At 41.7% G+C, this 16770-nt stretch carries 15 protein-coding genes; 9 read left to right on the top strand and 6 right to left on the bottom strand.

Going from position 1 to position 16770, the window contains the following annotated elements:
- Positions 1-86 precede the first annotated feature (86 nt).
- The 3 genes from SOO65_RS03400 to SOO65_RS03390 are packed head-to-tail and all read right to left on the bottom strand — an operon-like array spanning position 87 to position 4457.
- Positions 87-1376, bottom strand: a complete 1290-nt coding sequence (locus SOO65_RS03400) for a response regulator (protein ID WP_321396937.1) — start codon at positions 1374-1376, stop codon at positions 87-89.
- Position 1377: 1 nt separating this feature from the next.
- The gene (locus SOO65_RS03395; RefSeq protein WP_321396934.1) at positions 1378-2106 is read right to left on the bottom strand and encodes a DNA-binding transcriptional response regulator; all 729 of its coding nucleotides are present in this window, start codon (positions 2104-2106) and stop codon (positions 1378-1380) included.
- Positions 2106-4457: a hypothetical protein gene (locus tag SOO65_RS03390; protein WP_321396931.1), complete on the bottom strand. Its 2352-nt coding sequence runs from the start codon at positions 4455-4457 to the stop codon at positions 2106-2108. Before SOO65_RS03390 ends, SOO65_RS03395 begins: the two co-directional genes overlap by 1 nt.
- A 159-nt stretch (positions 4458-4616) precedes the next feature.
- On the opposite strand from SOO65_RS03390, the gene mgtE reads away from it, so the two are divergent.
- The 3 genes from mgtE to SOO65_RS03375 all read left to right on the top strand — a co-directional run bounded on the left by mgtE (position 4617) and on the right by SOO65_RS03375 (position 8425).
- Entirely contained in the window at positions 4617-6017 is a 1401-nt protein-coding gene (gene mgtE / locus SOO65_RS03385; RefSeq protein ID WP_321396928.1) for a magnesium transporter, read from the top strand.
- A 43-nt stretch (positions 6018-6060) separates the two neighbouring features.
- Entirely contained in the window at positions 6061-7434 is a 1374-nt protein-coding gene (locus tag SOO65_RS03380) for a mannose-1-phosphate guanylyltransferase/mannose-6-phosphate isomerase (protein WP_321396925.1), read from the top strand.
- Positions 7435-7615: 181 nt separating this feature from the next.
- The gene (locus SOO65_RS03375; protein ID WP_321396922.1) at positions 7616-8425 is read left to right on the top strand and encodes a PIG-L deacetylase family protein; all 810 of its coding nucleotides are present in this window, start codon (positions 7616-7618) and stop codon (positions 8423-8425) included.
- Here the strand turns inward: SOO65_RS03375 and SOO65_RS03370 are convergent.
- Positions 8368-9093, bottom strand: a complete 726-nt coding sequence (locus tag SOO65_RS03370) for a glucosamine-6-phosphate deaminase (protein ID WP_321396918.1) — start codon at positions 9091-9093, stop codon at positions 8368-8370. The genes SOO65_RS03375 and SOO65_RS03370 overlap by 58 nt on opposite strands.
- Before the next feature lie 134 nt (positions 9094-9227).
- Between SOO65_RS03370 and SOO65_RS03365 the strand changes: the two genes are divergently transcribed.
- Genes SOO65_RS03365 through SOO65_RS03345 form a run of 5 tightly spaced genes read left to right on the top strand, consistent with a single transcriptional unit; the run spans position 9228 to position 13588 of the window.
- Entirely contained in the window at positions 9228-10550 is a 1323-nt protein-coding gene (locus SOO65_RS03365; RefSeq protein ID WP_321396914.1) for a sigma-54-dependent transcriptional regulator, read from the top strand.
- A gap of 54 nt (positions 10551-10604) precedes the next feature.
- Positions 10605-10952 carry a hypothetical protein gene (locus SOO65_RS03360; protein ID WP_321396911.1) on the top strand — a complete coding sequence of 116 codons (348 nt, stop codon included), beginning with the start codon at positions 10605-10607 and terminating at the stop codon, positions 10950-10952.
- Positions 10953-10962: 10 nt separating this feature from the next.
- Entirely contained in the window at positions 10963-11442 is a 480-nt protein-coding gene (locus tag SOO65_RS03355) for a hypothetical protein (protein ID WP_321396908.1), read from the top strand.
- A gap of 1 nt (position 11443) precedes the next feature.
- Positions 11444-12796, top strand: coding sequence for a hypothetical protein (locus SOO65_RS03350; protein ID WP_321396906.1), 1353 nt, complete (start codon positions 11444-11446; stop codon positions 12794-12796).
- Positions 12797-12814: 18 nt separating this feature from the next.
- On the top strand, positions 12815-13588 hold the full coding sequence (locus SOO65_RS03345) for an endonuclease/exonuclease/phosphatase family protein (protein ID WP_321396903.1): 774 nt from the start codon (positions 12815-12817) through the stop codon (positions 13586-13588).
- Here the strand turns inward: SOO65_RS03345 and SOO65_RS03340 are convergent.
- Positions 13578-14507 carry a phosphatidylserine decarboxylase gene (locus tag SOO65_RS03340; RefSeq protein ID WP_321396900.1) on the bottom strand — a complete coding sequence of 310 codons (930 nt, stop codon included), beginning with the start codon at positions 14505-14507 and terminating at the stop codon, positions 13578-13580. The two genes, SOO65_RS03345 and SOO65_RS03340, sit on opposite strands and share 11 nt — an antisense overlap.
- 76 nt (positions 14508-14583) lie before the next feature.
- Here SOO65_RS03340 and SOO65_RS03335 point away from each other — a divergent pair, with 76 nt between their 5' ends.
- Entirely contained in the window at positions 14584-15615 is a 1032-nt protein-coding gene (locus SOO65_RS03335; protein ID WP_321396897.1) for a S1C family serine protease, read from the top strand.
- Here SOO65_RS03335 and SOO65_RS03330 read toward each other — a convergent pair.
- Entirely contained in the window at positions 15601-16752 is a 1152-nt protein-coding gene (locus SOO65_RS03330; protein WP_321396894.1) for a pyridoxal phosphate-dependent aminotransferase, read from the bottom strand. The genes SOO65_RS03335 and SOO65_RS03330 overlap by 15 nt on opposite strands.
- Positions 16753-16770 lie beyond the last annotated feature (18 nt).

Below are 16770 nucleotides of genomic sequence, written 5' to 3'. Positions count from 1 at the left end.
TAATCAGGAGATCAAATCAGTGAGAGTTCGTAAATAAAGAGAGTGAGAGGTAAGATAATATTGGGAAGCTTGAGTGAAAGAATTGGTTAAGCAAAAACCGGGGCCTTGTCCGGGAACAAGGCCTGAATCTCTGCTTTATAGGGTGCCATCTTCTCCTCTTTGTAACCATTCTTCTTCATGGCACGAATAAGCGCCTGTAGGCAGGCATAGTCTCTGATATTTCGGTTATAGATTTCCAGACCCATTCTAATAATGGCCCCGTTATCCGAAGACTTTTGAGTCGTGACCAGGAACTTACTAATTAAAAAATCTTCATGCTCTTTGGCACTTGATGGGAAACGATTAAGATACTTCTCCGCCTCAGATCCCATGTTATGTTCCACGAGAACTGAAATGATGGCACGGGTGAATTTTGTGAACTCAGAACAAGAGATGGCAATATTATCAAAGAACAATAGAGCAAGTTCTGGATTATTATTCAGAAGATTATACTTACCGGCAATATACAACCCGGCCCCTATGTAGTTCACCATGGATTCAGCACGCTCATCCAAAGATGTGAAGATCTCATAGTAGCTTTGCATATCCTGAAAGTTACCGGTTCTGATGGCAAGACGAACAATTTGCATTAAACGATCTGGGTTGGCCGGAAAGTACTTGGCGATTTTTTTTACGATTTGATAGGCCTCAACATGCTTTTCTTCACGCATGAAAATTTCATAAAGACCAACAAGACACTTATAGTGAATGTTATTGAAAGACAGACCCTGAGCATATGAGCCCTGGGCCTCATTCACATGGTTTCGTAAATACTCCAGTTGTCCCAAGTAAAACAAGGCAAGTGCCGGCTTAGGATGCATCTCTGTTGCTTCTTTGAGCGCTCTCTCAGCAGCATCATAATTTCCAGCATTCAGAAGTCCCTTCCCTTCTTCAATCTTAACTACGTAGTCAGAAGGTTTAACCTTTGCTGACACGGTGGAGATCAAGTTCTCTTGAATGCTCTGAATGGTATAAGGCTTGATGATAAATGAATCGACATCTTCCTCTGCTGCCTTTGCAACTGCAGTTTGAGAAATATTGGCCGTAACCAGGATCAAACAAAGTTCTTTATTATCAGGATTTTTCTCCCGGATCATTTTGAACAAATCAAATCCCGAGCCACCGCCGATGAAGTAATCAGAAAGAACTACACCGATTTTTTTTGTTTTGATGATCTCTTCTGCTTCAGAAAGATGTCCCGCAGTATGCATCATATGGCGTTTACCGCCCAAATCAAACATGGTCTTTAAAAGACGATTTCTTGAACCTGGATTTTTATCCACGATAAGGACTTCGTTTTTTTCAAGGAATTCGCGGAAGATATCTTTCTTATCCATATTAGTGTCCCGCGGCCTTTTTCAGAAAGTTTGAAATATTCATCTGCTTATCCTGCATATGGTCCAGAAAGATTTTCCAATGTCCTTGATAGGTTCGATTGATTCTAAACTGCTGGCCTTCAGCGAATTCGCCAGCGAAGAAACCAGGGATGACAAAATGTTGAACTTCTTTCTTTTCTCTCAGTGAGAAGTTCATGATCCCAAACATTCCTGCTTGAAACTGTTGCTTGAGTAGCAGATAGATACAATCATCAGCGATCTCAATTGGACGAGCAAACATTCGCTCTTCCTTAACTTTGAGTTCAATCATGACTTCACTCGGACTTATCATCTCTTGAAGATTGCCCTGGAACTCTTTGAAGTCGAATAATAAATTTGATATTCCCGTAAACATGCGGTTCCGATCGCCCTTCGAAAAGACATCCGCAATGGACTGTTTACGAAGGAGATCTAACTCTCCAGGAAGTGGATTCCCCATGGCGGTGAAAATAGGAAGAGTTCTTATGTTCTTCTCACACCAATCAATGAGCTGAAAGATAATTCCATCAGTTAAATAGTAATTTGAAATTACAATATCAAAATCAAATTGAAGTAAAAGTTCTTTTGCTTCAGCTATACTGCTTCCGAAAGAGGTCCTTGCCCCTTGAGAGGCCAAAACTTCCGCCAATTGAGTTCCATAAACTCGATCTATGTCCACAATTAAAATGGTATTACCGTCGTAGCGATTCATTAAAGTCCTTTGACCTTTTTGATAAATGAGTTTGCGTTCTCCTGACGGAGCTTATACAAACGCATAAACTTATCAAAAGTCTCCACGTTATCCTTCGAGAGTTGGACGGTCACATAGTTGTTACCCTCACCATCTCCCTCAACTGTCACCACATCACCTTGAATCTTGACCTTGGTGTCCTGATTTAAATATTTGAAAGACATGTCCACATCGACTTTTGAATCTGTAGACAGGCCTTCATCTGTGGTTGTAAAAATAATTGTTTCATCAAAAAAATCATCAAATCGACAATCAACTGTCTTACTATTAAAGAACATGGTCGAAGAGACCTTAGCATCGGCGGAAGCCTCTTCAATCTCTGGATCGTAACTCTCTTGAAGTGCCTCTTTAAGCTTTTCGTTTTTATAAGTATTAAGAGAGACAACATCAGCGAGGGCAGATTTTTGTTTTTCATCTAAGGAAGGACGAAGATCATCATCTGTAAAATTAGTGTAATCAGCGTCGAGCTTTCTTTCAGTTTTCTTCGCAGCAGGGGCCTCTTTACGATCCTTACTTTTTCCAAACAGAGACTCATAAGGATCAATCGAAGCCGCTCCCTCGTTCCCACGCTTCTCATCTTTTGCATGAGCATGATGAGAAGAACCATTTTGGGCAGTGTCTTTGGTGTCCGAGAAAGAACCTTTACCGGTGGTGGTTCCTTCCGAGCTTGCCATGCTCGTTCTTGATTTGTTTTCTTCAGTCTTTGCCTTGGCATTTTTAGCGTCATCAGGATTGCTATAATGCGAATCCATTCTTTCAGTAGACCCTTTGCCGGCAAGTCCACCATCTTTTAGATCGTGCGAAGAATGTTCAGTGCGTTCTCGCTCAGGTTTTCCTGGTAGTGAACTTCCGTCTTTGCTTCCATAATGAGAATTTAATTTATCTGTTTCCGATTTACCTGAAAGTTCAGATTGTGAGCGCTCGGCAGAAGATTTGGCCCTTCTCTCCCCATTATTTGAATAGTGCCCATCAATTTCATCAGTGGAAGATTTACCAGTCAAAGGACCAGAACCACTTTGTTGTTCACTTAGTTTTCGTTCTTGCTCTTTCTTCTCAGCTTCGTATTTCTCAGCTTCATTGTGATTCTTATAATACTTTTGGTGCTCGTTCTTTTTATTTTCCTGCTCAAGGTTCTGGCCAGCATGAACACCGGCAGAGGCAGGACCCGATCCATCTCCCCCCTCATTCTCATAAGTGTTCTTACCCTTCCAAAAGCTAGACTGCTTATCGGTCGAGACATTCTGAGTAAGTGGATCTGTATTAAGAAGTTGATCCTCAGGATTAACTTCACCCGAAAGTGGATTTTGATTTAAATGTGAGGTTTTATTCTTGCCTGATAGAGGACCGCCATTGATGGCATCGGCCTTCCCTTTACCTTCAAGATCATTAAGGGCCTCAGCTTCCTTCCGGAAAACCATGTCCTTATCAAAACTCTCCTTAATGACTTGTTCTTTTGTTTTGGCATAAAGAGAGTTTTTACAAACGGTAAAGTTTTTGTCCTTACACTTAAGACGAGAAAAGACCTTATCGCCGTCTTTGTAGAAAAGATCAAAACTATCACCCGTGATTAACCAAACGTTCTCTTTCCAAACGAAATCAGGTTTTACATCACCATGAAAATACCAGTGGCCGCTTCCTGGTACATACATATCTTTATCTGCGCCCTTAATCTCAAAACGCCAAAGATTGTTTTGAACGTCATTCCACTGCCCGACATAAGGTCCAGGACCAGTCAGCTTAATTAACCATTTTGAAAGAATTTTTTTACAATCGGTTTCATTGCTAACGATCCAGATATCATCTTCCAAATCCAGAGGTTCCAGCCAAGTTGGCGCGCTATTATCTACTTTCTTGTCCTGCGCTTTGGCCGCTTCAGCAGACTTCACATTCTTCTGAGCATTCGCATTTGGATTGTTCTTAATTTGAACATTAAGCGACTTCATCCAAAAATCTAATTTGAATTTGAAGGCCTTAGCATTGATCGCCGGCTCTACCAGATCCTGAATCCCAAGTTTCGCAACGGCTTTTTCAAATTGTTTATCACCAGAAAAGTTGATCACGACCATTTTAATGGCCGTATCTTTCGCCACCTTCTTCACAATTTTCATGAAAGAAGCAATTTGAACCAGATCATTTTTATCGCAAAGGGATGAAATGATCAGACCAGCAGGAATAGTTGAAACAAAAGTGGCCAGATCATTAACAGCATTGAAGTCTTCAACCTCATAGCTTGGCTGGGCCTGCAGAGTTTCATTCAGAACGCGAAATTCTGAACTAAACAAAAATTTTATGACTGGTATACTGTTACTCATTGGGCTGCCTAAGCTAAATTTAAAAGGGTTCCAATAAGTTATCGACTTTTTTTAGGAAGTTCTTAATATTATGGAACAACTGTTTAACCTAAAGTTTTTTCATAGGGTAAAGCTTTTAACCTATGGAAAAAGCTGGATTTGAAGTACACTCGGGCCCGAATGGAAGAAAACGAAAACGATCAGGAACCAGAGAATCAGGACCTTCTTCAGGATCTTTCTGAGCAAGGTAAAACTGCTGAGCTGGTTGAAATGTTTGAAGAACTTCCCACGATGGACGTGGCGGAGTTCATGGAAGAGAAACCTCTGGAAGAGGTTATCGAATACCTGAAGAAACTCGATTTAGAGGATCAGGGTCGTATTTTCTCTGATTTCTCCATAGATCTTCAATTGAAGTTGTTCCATGAATTAGATCGCAGAACATTTGCGAAAATTTTCGGCCAGATGTTTTCTGATATCCGAGCTGACTTGTATCAAGAGCTAACGAAAGAAGAACAAATTGAACTTCTACCCTACCTTGATAAAAAAGTTCGTGAAGACGTAATTATCCTCTCTGCCTACCCTCCGGAAACTGCCGGTGGGATTATGACTACAGACTTTGCCACCATCTTCGCCGATATGACGATGGCGGAAGCTTTAGCAAAAATCAGAAAAGATGCTCCTTCCAAAGATATGATCTACTACATCTATGCCGTAGATCACTCTATGGTGATGAAGGGTCTTGTGACTCTCAAAGATCTTGTAATGCACGATCCGAAGACTCGTGTGAATGAGATGCTTAACGAGTTCTTCGTTTATGCAGAAGTAAATGAAGACCGAGAGTCAGTGGCCCAAAAAATCGAAAAGTATGACCTTGTGGCCATTCCGGTTTTAAACTCGCTTAATCAACTCGTGGGGATTGTTTCCCATGAAGAAGCGATTGATATTATCCGTAAGGAAGAAACCGAAGATATGGAAAAATTCATGGGGATCATGCCCTCTGAAGATGATGAAGAGTACATGGCGACTTCATCTTTCCACCACTTCAAAAAACGTGTGGTATGGCTCGTTTCCCTTGCCGCAATTGGAATTATCTCAGGAATGATCATTAACGAGTACCAAGGTGTGCTCGAGCATTTTATTATCCTCGCAATGTACATGCCGATGATGGCAGCGACTGGTGGTAACACCGGTTCACAAGCGGCCACCGTGGTCATTCGTGCCCTCTCACTGGGCGAGATCAATGACAAAGACTGGCTTCGCATCGTCTTTAAAGAGATGAAAATCTCTTTCATGCTTTCAGTATGTGTAGCGGTTTTGACTTATCTTAAGATCGCCTTTCTTTCGTTCCACGCCATGCTGCCTCCTGGGTTCACCATGAGTCAGATTGCGATCGTTATTTCTTTTGCTATCTCCATTCAGGTTATCTCATCTGCCATTATTGGTGCGGGCCTTCCTCTGGTCGTTCGCAGAATGGGCGGTGACCCTGCAGTTGTGGCCAGTCCTGCGATCACAACTATCGTGGACATTACCGGACTTCTTATCTATTTCACGGTTGCGACCCTCACACTGGGTATTTCCTAATTTCTAAATTAGCGTTATGATCGTTCTCCTCTAGGAGAAATCTATGCAAGTCGTCATCCTTTGTGGTGGTTCTGGAACCAGATTGTGGCCAATTTCACGCACGCTTTATCCAAAGCAATTCGTAAAATTATTCGAGAATGAATCTCTTTATCAAAAGACCATTAAACGAAACCTGTCTTTTGCAAAAAGTTTCTCAGTAGTGATCAACCAAGAACAATACTTCATGGGTCTTGATCAACTAGATGAGCTGAAGGCCCCTAAGAGTCAGTTTATTCTTGAACCAGTAGGACGCAATACCGCCCCTGCGATTGCCATGGCCGCTTTTGCAAGTAAGCCTGATGATATCCTACTTATCGTTCCTTCGGATCACTTGATTGAAAACCAGTCCGCTTATGAAGACGCTGTTAAAAAGGCCCAAGAGCTTGCTTCTCAAGATAAGCTTGTTACTTTTGGTATTAAGCCAAATTACGCTGAAACTGGTTACGGTTACATTGAGGCCAACGGTCTTGAAGTAAAATCATTCAAAGAAAAACCAGACGCTGCCACTGCAGAAAAATATGTGAAGGCCGGAAACTACTTCTGGAACAGCGGGATGTTCTGCTTTAAAGCGAAAGTTTTCCTGGAAGAACTAAAGGCCTATGCTCCTGATGTCTATGAACAAAGTCACAAGACCTTCACCCATGCACGCGTTGATCAATCTGCCATTCGTCTTGTGAAAGAAGACATGGTGGCGATACGCTCTGAAAGTATCGATTATGCTGTAATGGAAAAATCGAAAAAAGTGAATGTTGTGCCGGCCGATATTGGTTGGAGTGACCTTGGATCATTCGATTCACTTTATGAGACCCTTCCAAAAGATGAGAACGGGAACACACTTTCAAAGAACACAATTCATCTCGGCTCTAAGAACAATCTTGTGATCTCTGATGATCGACTTATTTCAACGATTGATGTTGAAGATCTAATGATCGTCGACACTCGCGATGCGATTGTGATTGCAAAGAAAGGTTCTACTCAGAAAGTGAAGGACCTTGTAGCGGAAGTTAAAAAGCATAACGTTGAAATGACAAATGTTCACACAACTGCTCACCGCCCTTGGGGAACATATACTATTCTTGAAGAGAATCCTGGTTACAAGGTAAAACAAATTACGGTTCGTCCGGGTGCGAAGCTTTCCCTTCAATATCACCACCACCGTTCTGAACACTGGATCGTGGTAAGTGGTGTTGCCACTGTAACCATTGATGACAAGACTTTCGATCTGAAGCAAAACGAGTCGTGCTATATCCCAAAAGAGGCCACTCACCGTCTTTATAACCAGCAGAAAGTTGATCTGGTTCTGATTGAGGCGCAGGTTGGTACCTACTTAGGTGAGGATGACATTGTGCGTCTTCAAGACGATTACAAACGTAACTAATTGAAAGCTGAATTAAGTGTTTTCACTCCTAAACGGGCCCCTAGACTGACTGAAATCAAAGTTGGTAGATTGGAAATGTCTACACACATTAGAGGGGCCCATGATTCGATCATTTTTGATCCTAATCGCTTTTTGTTACGTCGTAACGACGTTAACAAAGTTTTAACTAAGGAACGGTGAAATGGAATTCACCCCAATCCTTAAACCTCTCGCTTCTCTATTTAATCCGGCACCATTAACTGAAAAGTCTTCCGTTCCATTTACGGTCATGATTCTTTCTCCGCATCCGGATGATGAATCAATTATAGGATCACTTCCATTACGTCTCCAAAAAGAGAACAACGCTCATATCGTCAACGTTGCTGTGACTCTCGGATCAAAGAAAGAGCGCCAGAAAGCACGTCTGAAAGAACTAGAAGATGCATGTGAACTTCTCGAGATGGAGAACATCATTCTGGATGAGAACTGGAAGAAAAAAGAAAAAGAACTAAAGTCTCTTGTTCAAAAATATCAGCCTCAACTTATCATTGCTCCTCATTTGAAAGATTTTCATCCGACTCATATTAAGACCGGTGAACTTTTAAAGAAGACCCTTGTCGCTTCAAAGACTACTGCCATTGTTTGTTGGAGTGAATTCTGGGGTCAGATGACTAAACCAAATCTGCTGGTTGAAGTCCCGACTGAAATTCTTGAGCTGCAAATGCATGCCTTAGAAAAACACGTGGGCGAAGTGAGCCGCAATCCCTATCACCTGAGACTTCCAGCTTGGATGATGGACAACGTTCGTCGTGGTTCTGAGGTGATTGGTGGTAAAGGCACAGATGCTACAGGCATGGCCTTTGGGGTGATCTATCAACTTCAAGTTGTGAAGAAGGGAAAGTTTTCGACTCCGAAACTTCCTGAATCAAATCTCACATCTTTAATGGATATCGGTCAGATCTTTAAATTGATCTTCGACGCCGCATCTGGGTCTAAAACTAAAGTGAAATGAGGGTGATGCTTTAAGAAGCTCGCCGGACAACTTGGATCATCATGGTGATTCAAGAGGTACTTAATCATGTCTGCCTTTGATTTCCCGGTCGCCAGCATGAGAAGACTCTTACTATCCATGATTGTTCCAATCCCCATCGAGAGGGCCTCAGTTGGAATCTTATCATCAACGAATTGTTCTTTATTGGCTGCGATGGTTTCTTCAGTGAGGCGAACTAAACGCGTGCGAGAATTCTTTTCTGAACCTGGTTCATTAAAACCAACGTGACCATTTCGACCAATACCTAAAAGTTGAAGATCCACTCCTCCACTTTGTTTAATGCTCTCTTCATAATGAGTGGCCCCATCTCTCACATGAACGGGAGGAACAGCAATCTGAGAAGCAGAAATCTGCAATGGATTTAAGAAATGCTTTTCAATGTAGTACTTAAAACTTGAAGGATGATTTTCCGGAAGTCCGAAATATTCATCCAACATAAAGAAAAAATTCTTTGCAAGGTTGAGAGACTTTTCAGTTTTGAGCTTCGCCATTTCCGCATATACCGGCTCCATGGTTCGGCCAGTGGCGAGCCCAATAACGGCAGTTGGGTGAGATTCCATTTTCTCAATAACTAGTAGAGCAACGGTCTGGATCGCTTCAGCTGTCGAATCGCATTGAATTATACGCATGGTCCCTCATCTCAAACATCTTTCAATAAGATAGTAATCTGCCCTCAAGGGTCATACAAGGCTCACCTCTGTAAAATATTCGGATTCCGAATCCAGTATTTGAAATCGGAATATTTCAGGATTACAAACTAGGTATGAAGTCCCATCTGAGTTTTCTCATTATTGAAGACGATAAGTATGCCCGCCTCAATTTGCGGGAAATACTGCAGCCTTTTGGGATCATTGAAGAAGCTGAGGACATTAAGTCTGCCCGTGAGAAGCTCGCTATAAGGCCCTACGACATCGTTTTAACCGACATTGAGCTTGGTGAAGGCTCTGGAGTGGATCTCATTTCAGAAATCGTTAAAAAGGGCTCTCATTGTATTGTAGTGAGTTCCTATGAGGGCGATGAAACCATTGAAAAGGCCTATACCTTAGGGGCCAAGCACTACCTTTCAAAATTCAAATTAAAGGACCAGCTTCCTGTTTATATTCAGAAGTTTATCCAGGCCAAGCAGGCCAAATTTGAAAAGATCCTCAAAGATGAATTTATCACTCAGGACGAGGACCTCATTTCCGAATTCAAGAAGCTCGCAGAGATAAACTGGAAAAATCAGACGCTCTTTATTTCAGGTCCGACCGGTACGGGTAAAAGTTTACTGGGAAAACTCATTCATGAAATTACTCATCCTGAGGCCAATCTCGTTCATTTAAACTGCTCAGAAGTTGCCGAGAACTTGTTGGAATCAGAATTATTCGGTCATGAAAAGGGCGCTTTCACTGGTGCCGATCAGAAGAAAGATGGGAAATTGAAGCTCGCTCATGGAGGAACCCTCTTCCTGGATGAGGTTGCGACTATGCCCATGGCCATGCAACAGAAGCTTCTTAAGGCCCTTGATGAGAAGACTTTCTATCCCGTGGGTTCTTCAACCCCGGTTAAAGCAGATTTTACTCTCATAACCGCGACTTGTGAGGACCTGAAAGATAAAATGGCCAAGAAAGAATTCAGAGAGGATTTCTTCCATCGAATCAGCGGATTCCAATTCCACTTAAAATCTCTTTCAGAAAGACCTAACGATATTGATCTTTTACTTCGTCATTTCCAGGCCCTTTCTCCTCGTAGATACGTGATTAAGCCGGATGCCATTCAATTACTAAAAAAGCATGCATGGCCCGGAAATATCCGTGAATTAAGAAAGACCTGTGAGCGCTTTTCTCAAGGTGGCTCGGGAATCATTGATTCACAAATTGTTAGTAAAATGCTGGGCCTAGAAACCAAATTTCAATCTTCTCAAGAAGAATGGGAAGAGCATGTTTTCCAGCATGGTCTGAAGTCGTATATCAACATGATTGAAAGAAAGGCCGTGGAAGAGGCCATGAAAAGAAATAACGGAAAAATCACCGCTTGTATCAAAGATCTTAAAATCTCCAGCTCCGCTTTCTACCGCATCCTCCAGGAAAATAAACTCCAGTTTTAGTTGGCACGGTCCTTGCTCTAGGGGTTTCCATCATAACCCTAACAGGAGCAACTAATGACTTTACAAAATAAGACCCTCCAACGCTACCGCCAGTTCTTCCCAGAAGAAACTCTTCGTGAAATCTCAGACCGTACAGGTATCCAAATCACCCGCGTTTTCCGACTTTTCAATGGAAAAAACATGAAAGTCGGAGAACTCGAGGCCTTCGAAAAAGCAATCACAGATAAGATTGCCGAGAGCCCAAGTTACCACCGTCTGAACACAGCAATGGATGAGGCCTCTTCTCTACTTACAAACGACGAACTGGGTAAGCTTGCTGATTACATTGAAAGAAAAATTACTAATAAACGTTATTCACGCACTTATATCCGCTCTGTGTTCCAAGATGCGGTAATGGCCTAAGGAGATTTTTATGAAAGGTCTATCATCATTAGAAAGAATCGTTCTTGAGTGTCTTGGAAAAAAGAGTTTAAGTTTTGAAGAAATTTATTCTCAGTCAGGACTTCATGAGAATGTTTGTTTCAACATTCTACAGGCCCTCATCATCCGTGGAGTTTTATCGACCTCGGGCCAGACTTATCAAATTAATCAAAACATCTCTCCTCTTATGATGGAAGAGATCAATGGGATTGAGGCAAAGCAGGCCGAATCATTGGAACTTATTGAAGCAGTTCTAGAGCAAAAAGAGAACCGTGTATTCCGTTTCCAAAAAGTGGCGATGGATGCAAGAGATGAAAAGATCTTTTTAGCTATGCTATCAAACCTGGACTCTTTTCTTCAGGATGCTCACAAGAAAGCTCAAAATGAAGTCGCAGTAAAAGACCGTAAAGTTGTTTTTTGGGGTGTTGGTGAAGTTCACTCCCTCATGAATCAAGTTGTGGCAGGGAGATAATATGCGTTGGTTAATTTTTCTTCTCATCATTTCTTGTGGAAAGCATCAGGAACCAAAGGCCTTGGATCTCAGAGATAATGATGGCGATCAAATTGTGAACGCTAATGAACTGGATGGCGATAATTATATCGCCAATGTGGAAACCATTGGAAGTATGAAAGGCAAACTGCTGGTTCAACATAATGGAATTCTTGAAGTAGATTTCAACAATCAAACCATGAATGCTTCTGAAGTTATTACTGCCTCAGAAAAGAAGATTTCTGAGACAAAGTACTTCTCTGAAGGATCTAAAATATTAATGGAGAATGCTCCTAAACTTGAATTCAAGTCAAATCTCTACAAAGTCAGTCTGCAATTTAATGAGACGAACAGCCATCCAGACGAAATCTATTTTTCACACGACAGTAGAAAGTTTTTTGTTACTGAATGGAAAAAATTTGTGAGTTTTGAACTTACATCTAGTGATCTAAAACTCATCATGGAAGGCAATGCACATTTCATTCTTACTAAAAAATATGCAAAAAAAGCATCGGGGTTTGAGGCCAGTGAAGACATAACGGTGACGAGAAAAACCTACCGGGTATTTCTTGGAGAGGAATCGAAGAGCCGCGTTCTTTATGTTTCAAAACAACACGAATTCGAGGAACTTCTAAAAGATTTAAAGATTTACCAATCAACGGAAATCAAGGAAGACGATTTATTTTTTCATGCTAAGGAAATAAGTAACAAAACATGGTTCTATCGCCACTTTAAAAATGGCGACAAGGCACTGGTATATTCTGAGATTCAAAATCTATCGGAGTTGTTCAAAAAGCGCTTCACTATCACCAAACAAGTGGTTTCACGTGAAAACGGGAAAACGTTAAATGAGTTGAAGATTGATAATAAAAATTTGCCTCAAATTTACTTGAAGATTAGACCATCTAGAACAATGAGAAAATTTCGTCCGGACCAAAAACAAACTAAACATTCAGAAGGTGGCGGTGGAGGAAGAGAAGGTAATGGTAGATCTTGGTCATACTGTACTCACTTTCTGACATTATTTGAAAATCTCGCTCCTGAGGCTCCCCTTGCATGGGAAGTCATTGGAGAACTTGGCCTGCATGGAAAAGAATTTCAATATCAGGAAGAATATGATGAGAAAGGGAGTTATCTGAATATTAAAGCAGCTACGACTGAAAACGAGATCAAATTAAGTCTTCCAAATAGACCTGCGACAACTTTTAAAATAACCGGTCAAAACACGGTTAAATGTGATTCAGGCAACAAACATGTCATTAGCCCCCCTGTGTCTACAAATGAAGAGGCAAAATTCAGTCTGGAAATAGAGAGCTATGTTGAGAAGCTTAACTAAAAGCAATATAATTTATTAATGGAGTTCTGTCTTATAAGCTGCAACATTCGTTTTGATAATCCTGCCGATGGGGCCAATGCTTGGCCTCATCGCAGAAATATCCTGACCGAAACTCTCCTCAAGCATAATCCCGATATTATCGCGACCCAAGAAGGTCGATACACCCAGTTAAAAGACTTTGAGACCCTACTCGGTGATTTTCTTATCATCGACTCACATCGATCTTGGATTAAGGAAAGAATGTATCCAACGATCTTTGTTAAGAAGGACCGCTTTGAAATTTTGAAGAGCGAGGATTTGTGGCTTTCTGAAACTCCGGGAGTCGCAGGGAGTCTTTCGTTTGAAAGTATGTTTCCTCGCCTTATGACTTGGGTGAAACTTCAGCCTAAGAACTCAAAAACAAATTTCTTCGTGATTAATACGCATTTAGATCATGTGAAGCCTCAGACCAGGGTGAACCAGGTAAAGGTGCTCATTAAAGAGATTAAACGTTTCTGGAACGAAAATTCTCTGCTCTTCATTACGGGAGACTTCAACGACTCGCCTCAGAGTGAAGTTCGTAAGGTTCTTGAACAAGAATTTCCGAATCTCCAAGATGCCTGGTCATTATTCAATAAAACCGAAGAAACTTCCCACCATGCTTTTAGTGGTGAATGTCAAAATGGTTCTAGAATTGATTGGGTGATGGTGGACAAGAAAGCAAAGATTGAGAACTGTGTGATGGACAAGGGGACTGTGGACGGCAGATATCCTACCGACCACTTCCCAGTGATTTGTAATCTTAGTTTTTAACCGCGACTTCAGTGCCAAGATGTAAATAAGTCTCAATACCTTTAGCAGTATTGGCAAGAATATCCGCCGAAGGTTTCCAGGCCCCTTTCTCCCCTAGTAGAACAACTGTTGATCCACCAAATAAGAAGTAACCTTTTTCTTCTCCGCGCATGAACGGTTTGTTCCAACGGTGAGATTGAATAATCTTACCAACACAAATAGCACCTACTTCGATGTAAGCAAGGCGACCAAAGTTTTCCGTTTGAAGGATTGAAACGTGGCGCTCGTTCTTAATGAAGATTTGGTTTTTGTATTTAAGTGCCAGTGGGTTCACTGAATCGTAAGCACCTGGTACGCGGAAGTTGTCCAATACCTTGCCGTTATCAGGGTAATGATAGCGGTGGTAATCAACCGGACAAAGACGAGCGATCACTAATGGACCACCTTCAAAAATCTTTGCCACTTGATCATTTCCAACCAGATCTTTCGCCAAAAGGTATTGTCCCTTCACTGGATATGTATCTCTTTCATTAACAGCATCGAAACCAACGTAGCGGGCCTCAGCGAAAGCGGGCATGCGATTTGGTTCAGCTACAAATGAACGCTTACCAAGTTTAAAACGGCGGATGAAGAATTCATTGAACGTACGGTATGAGTCTCTTGGGTCAAGGGCCGGACGTGTGCCTGGCTCGTAATCATCAATTGAGATATTAAATTTTTCTACGAAAGGACGAACCTTACTGTGACTTGATGGAAGATCCTGAAAAGCACCGTAGATTTTGCTGAAATATTTGTTAGTAAAAACCGTACCAACTTGATGCCCTAAGGCAGAGCTATAAAGAAATTTAATGAACCCATCACCATAGACTTTTTCCACTTCAGTCTTATTGGTCATACGATTGAAGTACTTAATTTCTGGCGGATTGCTGACCATCGTCATGGGGAATTCCTCTTGGGGGTTTAATTTAAACATATTATACTTTTCGGGCTGTAATAGTCAAAGTAAGGAGTCGTAAATGAAAGCTTATCTCTTCATTGTTTTGAGCTTATTTTCTATGGCGAGCTGGGGCGCTGAACTTCTCCAGGTTGAAACTAAAACCATCGATATCTACCGCAAAGCTGTTCCAAGTACCGTCAACGTTTCCAACATTAAACTCGCCAGAAATTCTTTCTATGGTGAAGTGGAAATTCCTCAAGGTGCCGGTTCAGGTTTTGTTTACGATAGCAACGGTCACATCATCACTAACTTCCATGTGGTTCAAGGTGGTAACACGTTCGTTGTTACTTTCCACAACGATCCGAAACAATACAAAGCAACCATTGTTGGTACTGCTCCGGAAAAAGATATCGCGGTCTTAAAACTTACAGAAAAACCAGCGAAGCTTTCACCAGTGGTGTTTGGTTCTTCAAAAGACCTTCAAGTGGGTCAGTACTCATTCGCGATTGGTTCACCCTTTGGCCTGGATTACACGCTTACAACTGGCGTGATCTCGGCGCTTGGTAGAAAGATTGATGGTATTGGTGGCGTTAAAATCAACGACATGATCCAAACTGATGCTGCCATTAACATGGGTAACTCTGGTGGACCGCTTCTTGATTCATCGGCCCAGCTTATCGGGATGAACACAGTTATTTTCTCAACCAGCGGTTCAAGTGCAGGTCTTGGTTTCGCAGTTCCTGCAGATACCATCAAAATGATCGTGCCACAAATCATTCAGCATGGCCGTGTGATTCGCCCGGGCCTTGGGATTGGAATTGTTCCTGACAGCATGAAGAGACGAATTGTGGGTGACGATAAGGGCATTATCGTTTCTTATGTCGATGAGAAAGGTTCTGCCGCTAAAGCAGGCATCAAAGGCATGACTCAAGATCGTTATGGTCGCACTTACTTAGGAGACATTATTCTGAGTGTTGATGGCCAGGACGTGAACAATCTCGATGATATTTACCAGGTGCTTGAAACTAAGAAAATTGGTGATGAAGTGATGGTTAAGTATCGTCGCGAAGGAAAGATCCTCGCGACGAAAGTTAAATTACAGGCCCTGTAAGTTCTTTGCTGCCGCTCGAAGGGTTTCATCTTTCTTTGCAAAACAAAATCTTAAATACTTCTCTCCTTCAGTAGACTTTAAATAGAAAGCTGAAGGAGGGACTGTTGCAACTTTACGCTCTTGAATGAGTTTCATGGCATAGTCCACGTCTTTTAGATCGGTCTTCTTTGAAATTGGCACCATCATAAAATATGTGCCTTTCGGAATGGCGAATTCAAAGCCAAGATTTTTCATCTCAGTGTAGAAAAGATCGCGCTTCCCCTTATAAAGAGAAACAAAACCTGGCAGATAATCAGATAGTTTTGTAAGACCTTCTGCCACTGCTTCCTGCATAGGAGTTGAAACGGCGAATGTCACATATTGATGAACCAGGCGACATGCCCTAGTGACTTTTTCATTGGCACAAATCCAACCAATCTTCCAACCGGTTAGACCAAAAGTTTTTCCTGCACTAGATACTGTAATCGTTCTTTCTAGCATGCCATCCAGAGTTGCAGTTGGAATGTGTTTCGCACCATCAAAAAGGAGAAACTCATAAACTTCATCCGACATGAGATACAGATCATGCTTTTGTGCAATTGAGGCCACATCAAGAAGTTCTTCTTTTGCCCAAACTTTTCCAGTTGGATTGTGAGGGTTATTCAAAATAAGAAGTTTTGTTTTTGGGGTAATGGCCTTCTCAAGTTCTTGACGATCTATTGTGAAGTCAGGAGCATGCATCGTTACTGGAACCGGAATACCACCCGCCATTTTAATGGAAGCTACGTAAGAGTCATAAAATGGTTCAAGCACGATCACTTCATCACCTGGATTAATCAATGCAGTGATGACCACATAAATTGCTTCTGTTGCACCCACTGTGATTGTGATTTCTGATTCAGGGTTATAATTCAGAGAATAGAATTTTTTGTAATAGTTTGAAACTTCCTGGCGAAGCCCCACAATTCCTTGGAAAGGCGCGTATTGGTTATGACCTTCCTGCATTTTGCGGAAAGCAACTTCTTTCAACCATTCAGGCCCATCGAAATCAGGAAAGCCTTGGCCAAGGTTAACGGCATTATTTTCACGAGCAAGTCTTGAGATAACGCCAAAAATAGAATCTTTAAAATCCGCAATTCGGAGTGCTGTATCTTTCATAGGAACCTCTTATGGAAA

This window comes from Peredibacter starrii (assembly GCF_034259205.1).
In the GTDB taxonomy this organism is placed as follows: Bacteria; Bdellovibrionota; Bacteriovoracia; order Bacteriovoracales; family Bacteriovoracaceae; genus Peredibacter; species Peredibacter starrii.
This window is presented reverse-complemented; position numbering and strand designations above follow the sequence as displayed.

What these genes read in the sequence shown, in the direction of transcription:
- SOO65_RS03330 (WP_321396894.1), bottom strand. Translation starts at nt 16,752, where the DNA reads ATGAAAGATACAGCACTCCGAATTGCGGATTTTAAAGATTCTATTTTT.
- SOO65_RS03375 (WP_321396922.1), top strand. Translation starts at nt 7,616, where the DNA reads ATGGAATTCACCCCAATCCTTAAACCTCTCGCTTCTCTATTTAATCCG.
- SOO65_RS03340 (WP_321396900.1), bottom strand. Translation starts at nt 14,507, where the DNA reads ATGACGATGGTCAGCAATCCGCCAGAAATTAAGTACTTCAATCGTATG.
- SOO65_RS03400 (WP_321396937.1), bottom strand. Translation starts at nt 1,376, where the DNA reads ATGGATAAGAAAGATATCTTCCGCGAATTCCTTGAAAAAAACGAAGTC.
- SOO65_RS03395 (WP_321396934.1), bottom strand. Translation starts at nt 2,106, where the DNA reads ATGAATCGCTACGACGGTAATACCATTTTAATTGTGGACATAGATCGA.
- SOO65_RS03335 (WP_321396897.1), top strand. Translation starts at nt 14,584, where the DNA reads ATGAAAGCTTATCTCTTCATTGTTTTGAGCTTATTTTCTATGGCGAGC.
- SOO65_RS03355 (WP_321396908.1), top strand. Translation starts at nt 10,963, where the DNA reads ATGAAAGGTCTATCATCATTAGAAAGAATCGTTCTTGAGTGTCTTGGA.
- SOO65_RS03370 (WP_321396918.1), bottom strand. Translation starts at nt 9,093, where the DNA reads ATGCGTATAATTCAATGCGATTCGACAGCTGAAGCGATCCAGACCGTT.
- SOO65_RS03345 (WP_321396903.1), top strand. Translation starts at nt 12,815, where the DNA reads ATGGAGTTCTGTCTTATAAGCTGCAACATTCGTTTTGATAATCCTGCC.
- SOO65_RS03390 (WP_321396931.1), bottom strand. Translation starts at nt 4,457, where the DNA reads ATGAGTAACAGTATACCAGTCATAAAATTTTTGTTTAGTTCAGAATTT.
- SOO65_RS03365 (WP_321396914.1), top strand. Translation starts at nt 9,228, where the DNA reads ATGAAGTCCCATCTGAGTTTTCTCATTATTGAAGACGATAAGTATGCC.
- SOO65_RS03360 (WP_321396911.1), top strand. Translation starts at nt 10,605, where the DNA reads ATGACTTTACAAAATAAGACCCTCCAACGCTACCGCCAGTTCTTCCCA.
- SOO65_RS03350 (WP_321396906.1), top strand. Translation starts at nt 11,444, where the DNA reads ATGCGTTGGTTAATTTTTCTTCTCATCATTTCTTGTGGAAAGCATCAG.
- mgtE (WP_321396928.1), top strand. Translation starts at nt 4,617, where the DNA reads ATGGAAGAAAACGAAAACGATCAGGAACCAGAGAATCAGGACCTTCTT.
- SOO65_RS03380 (WP_321396925.1), top strand. Translation starts at nt 6,061, where the DNA reads ATGCAAGTCGTCATCCTTTGTGGTGGTTCTGGAACCAGATTGTGGCCA.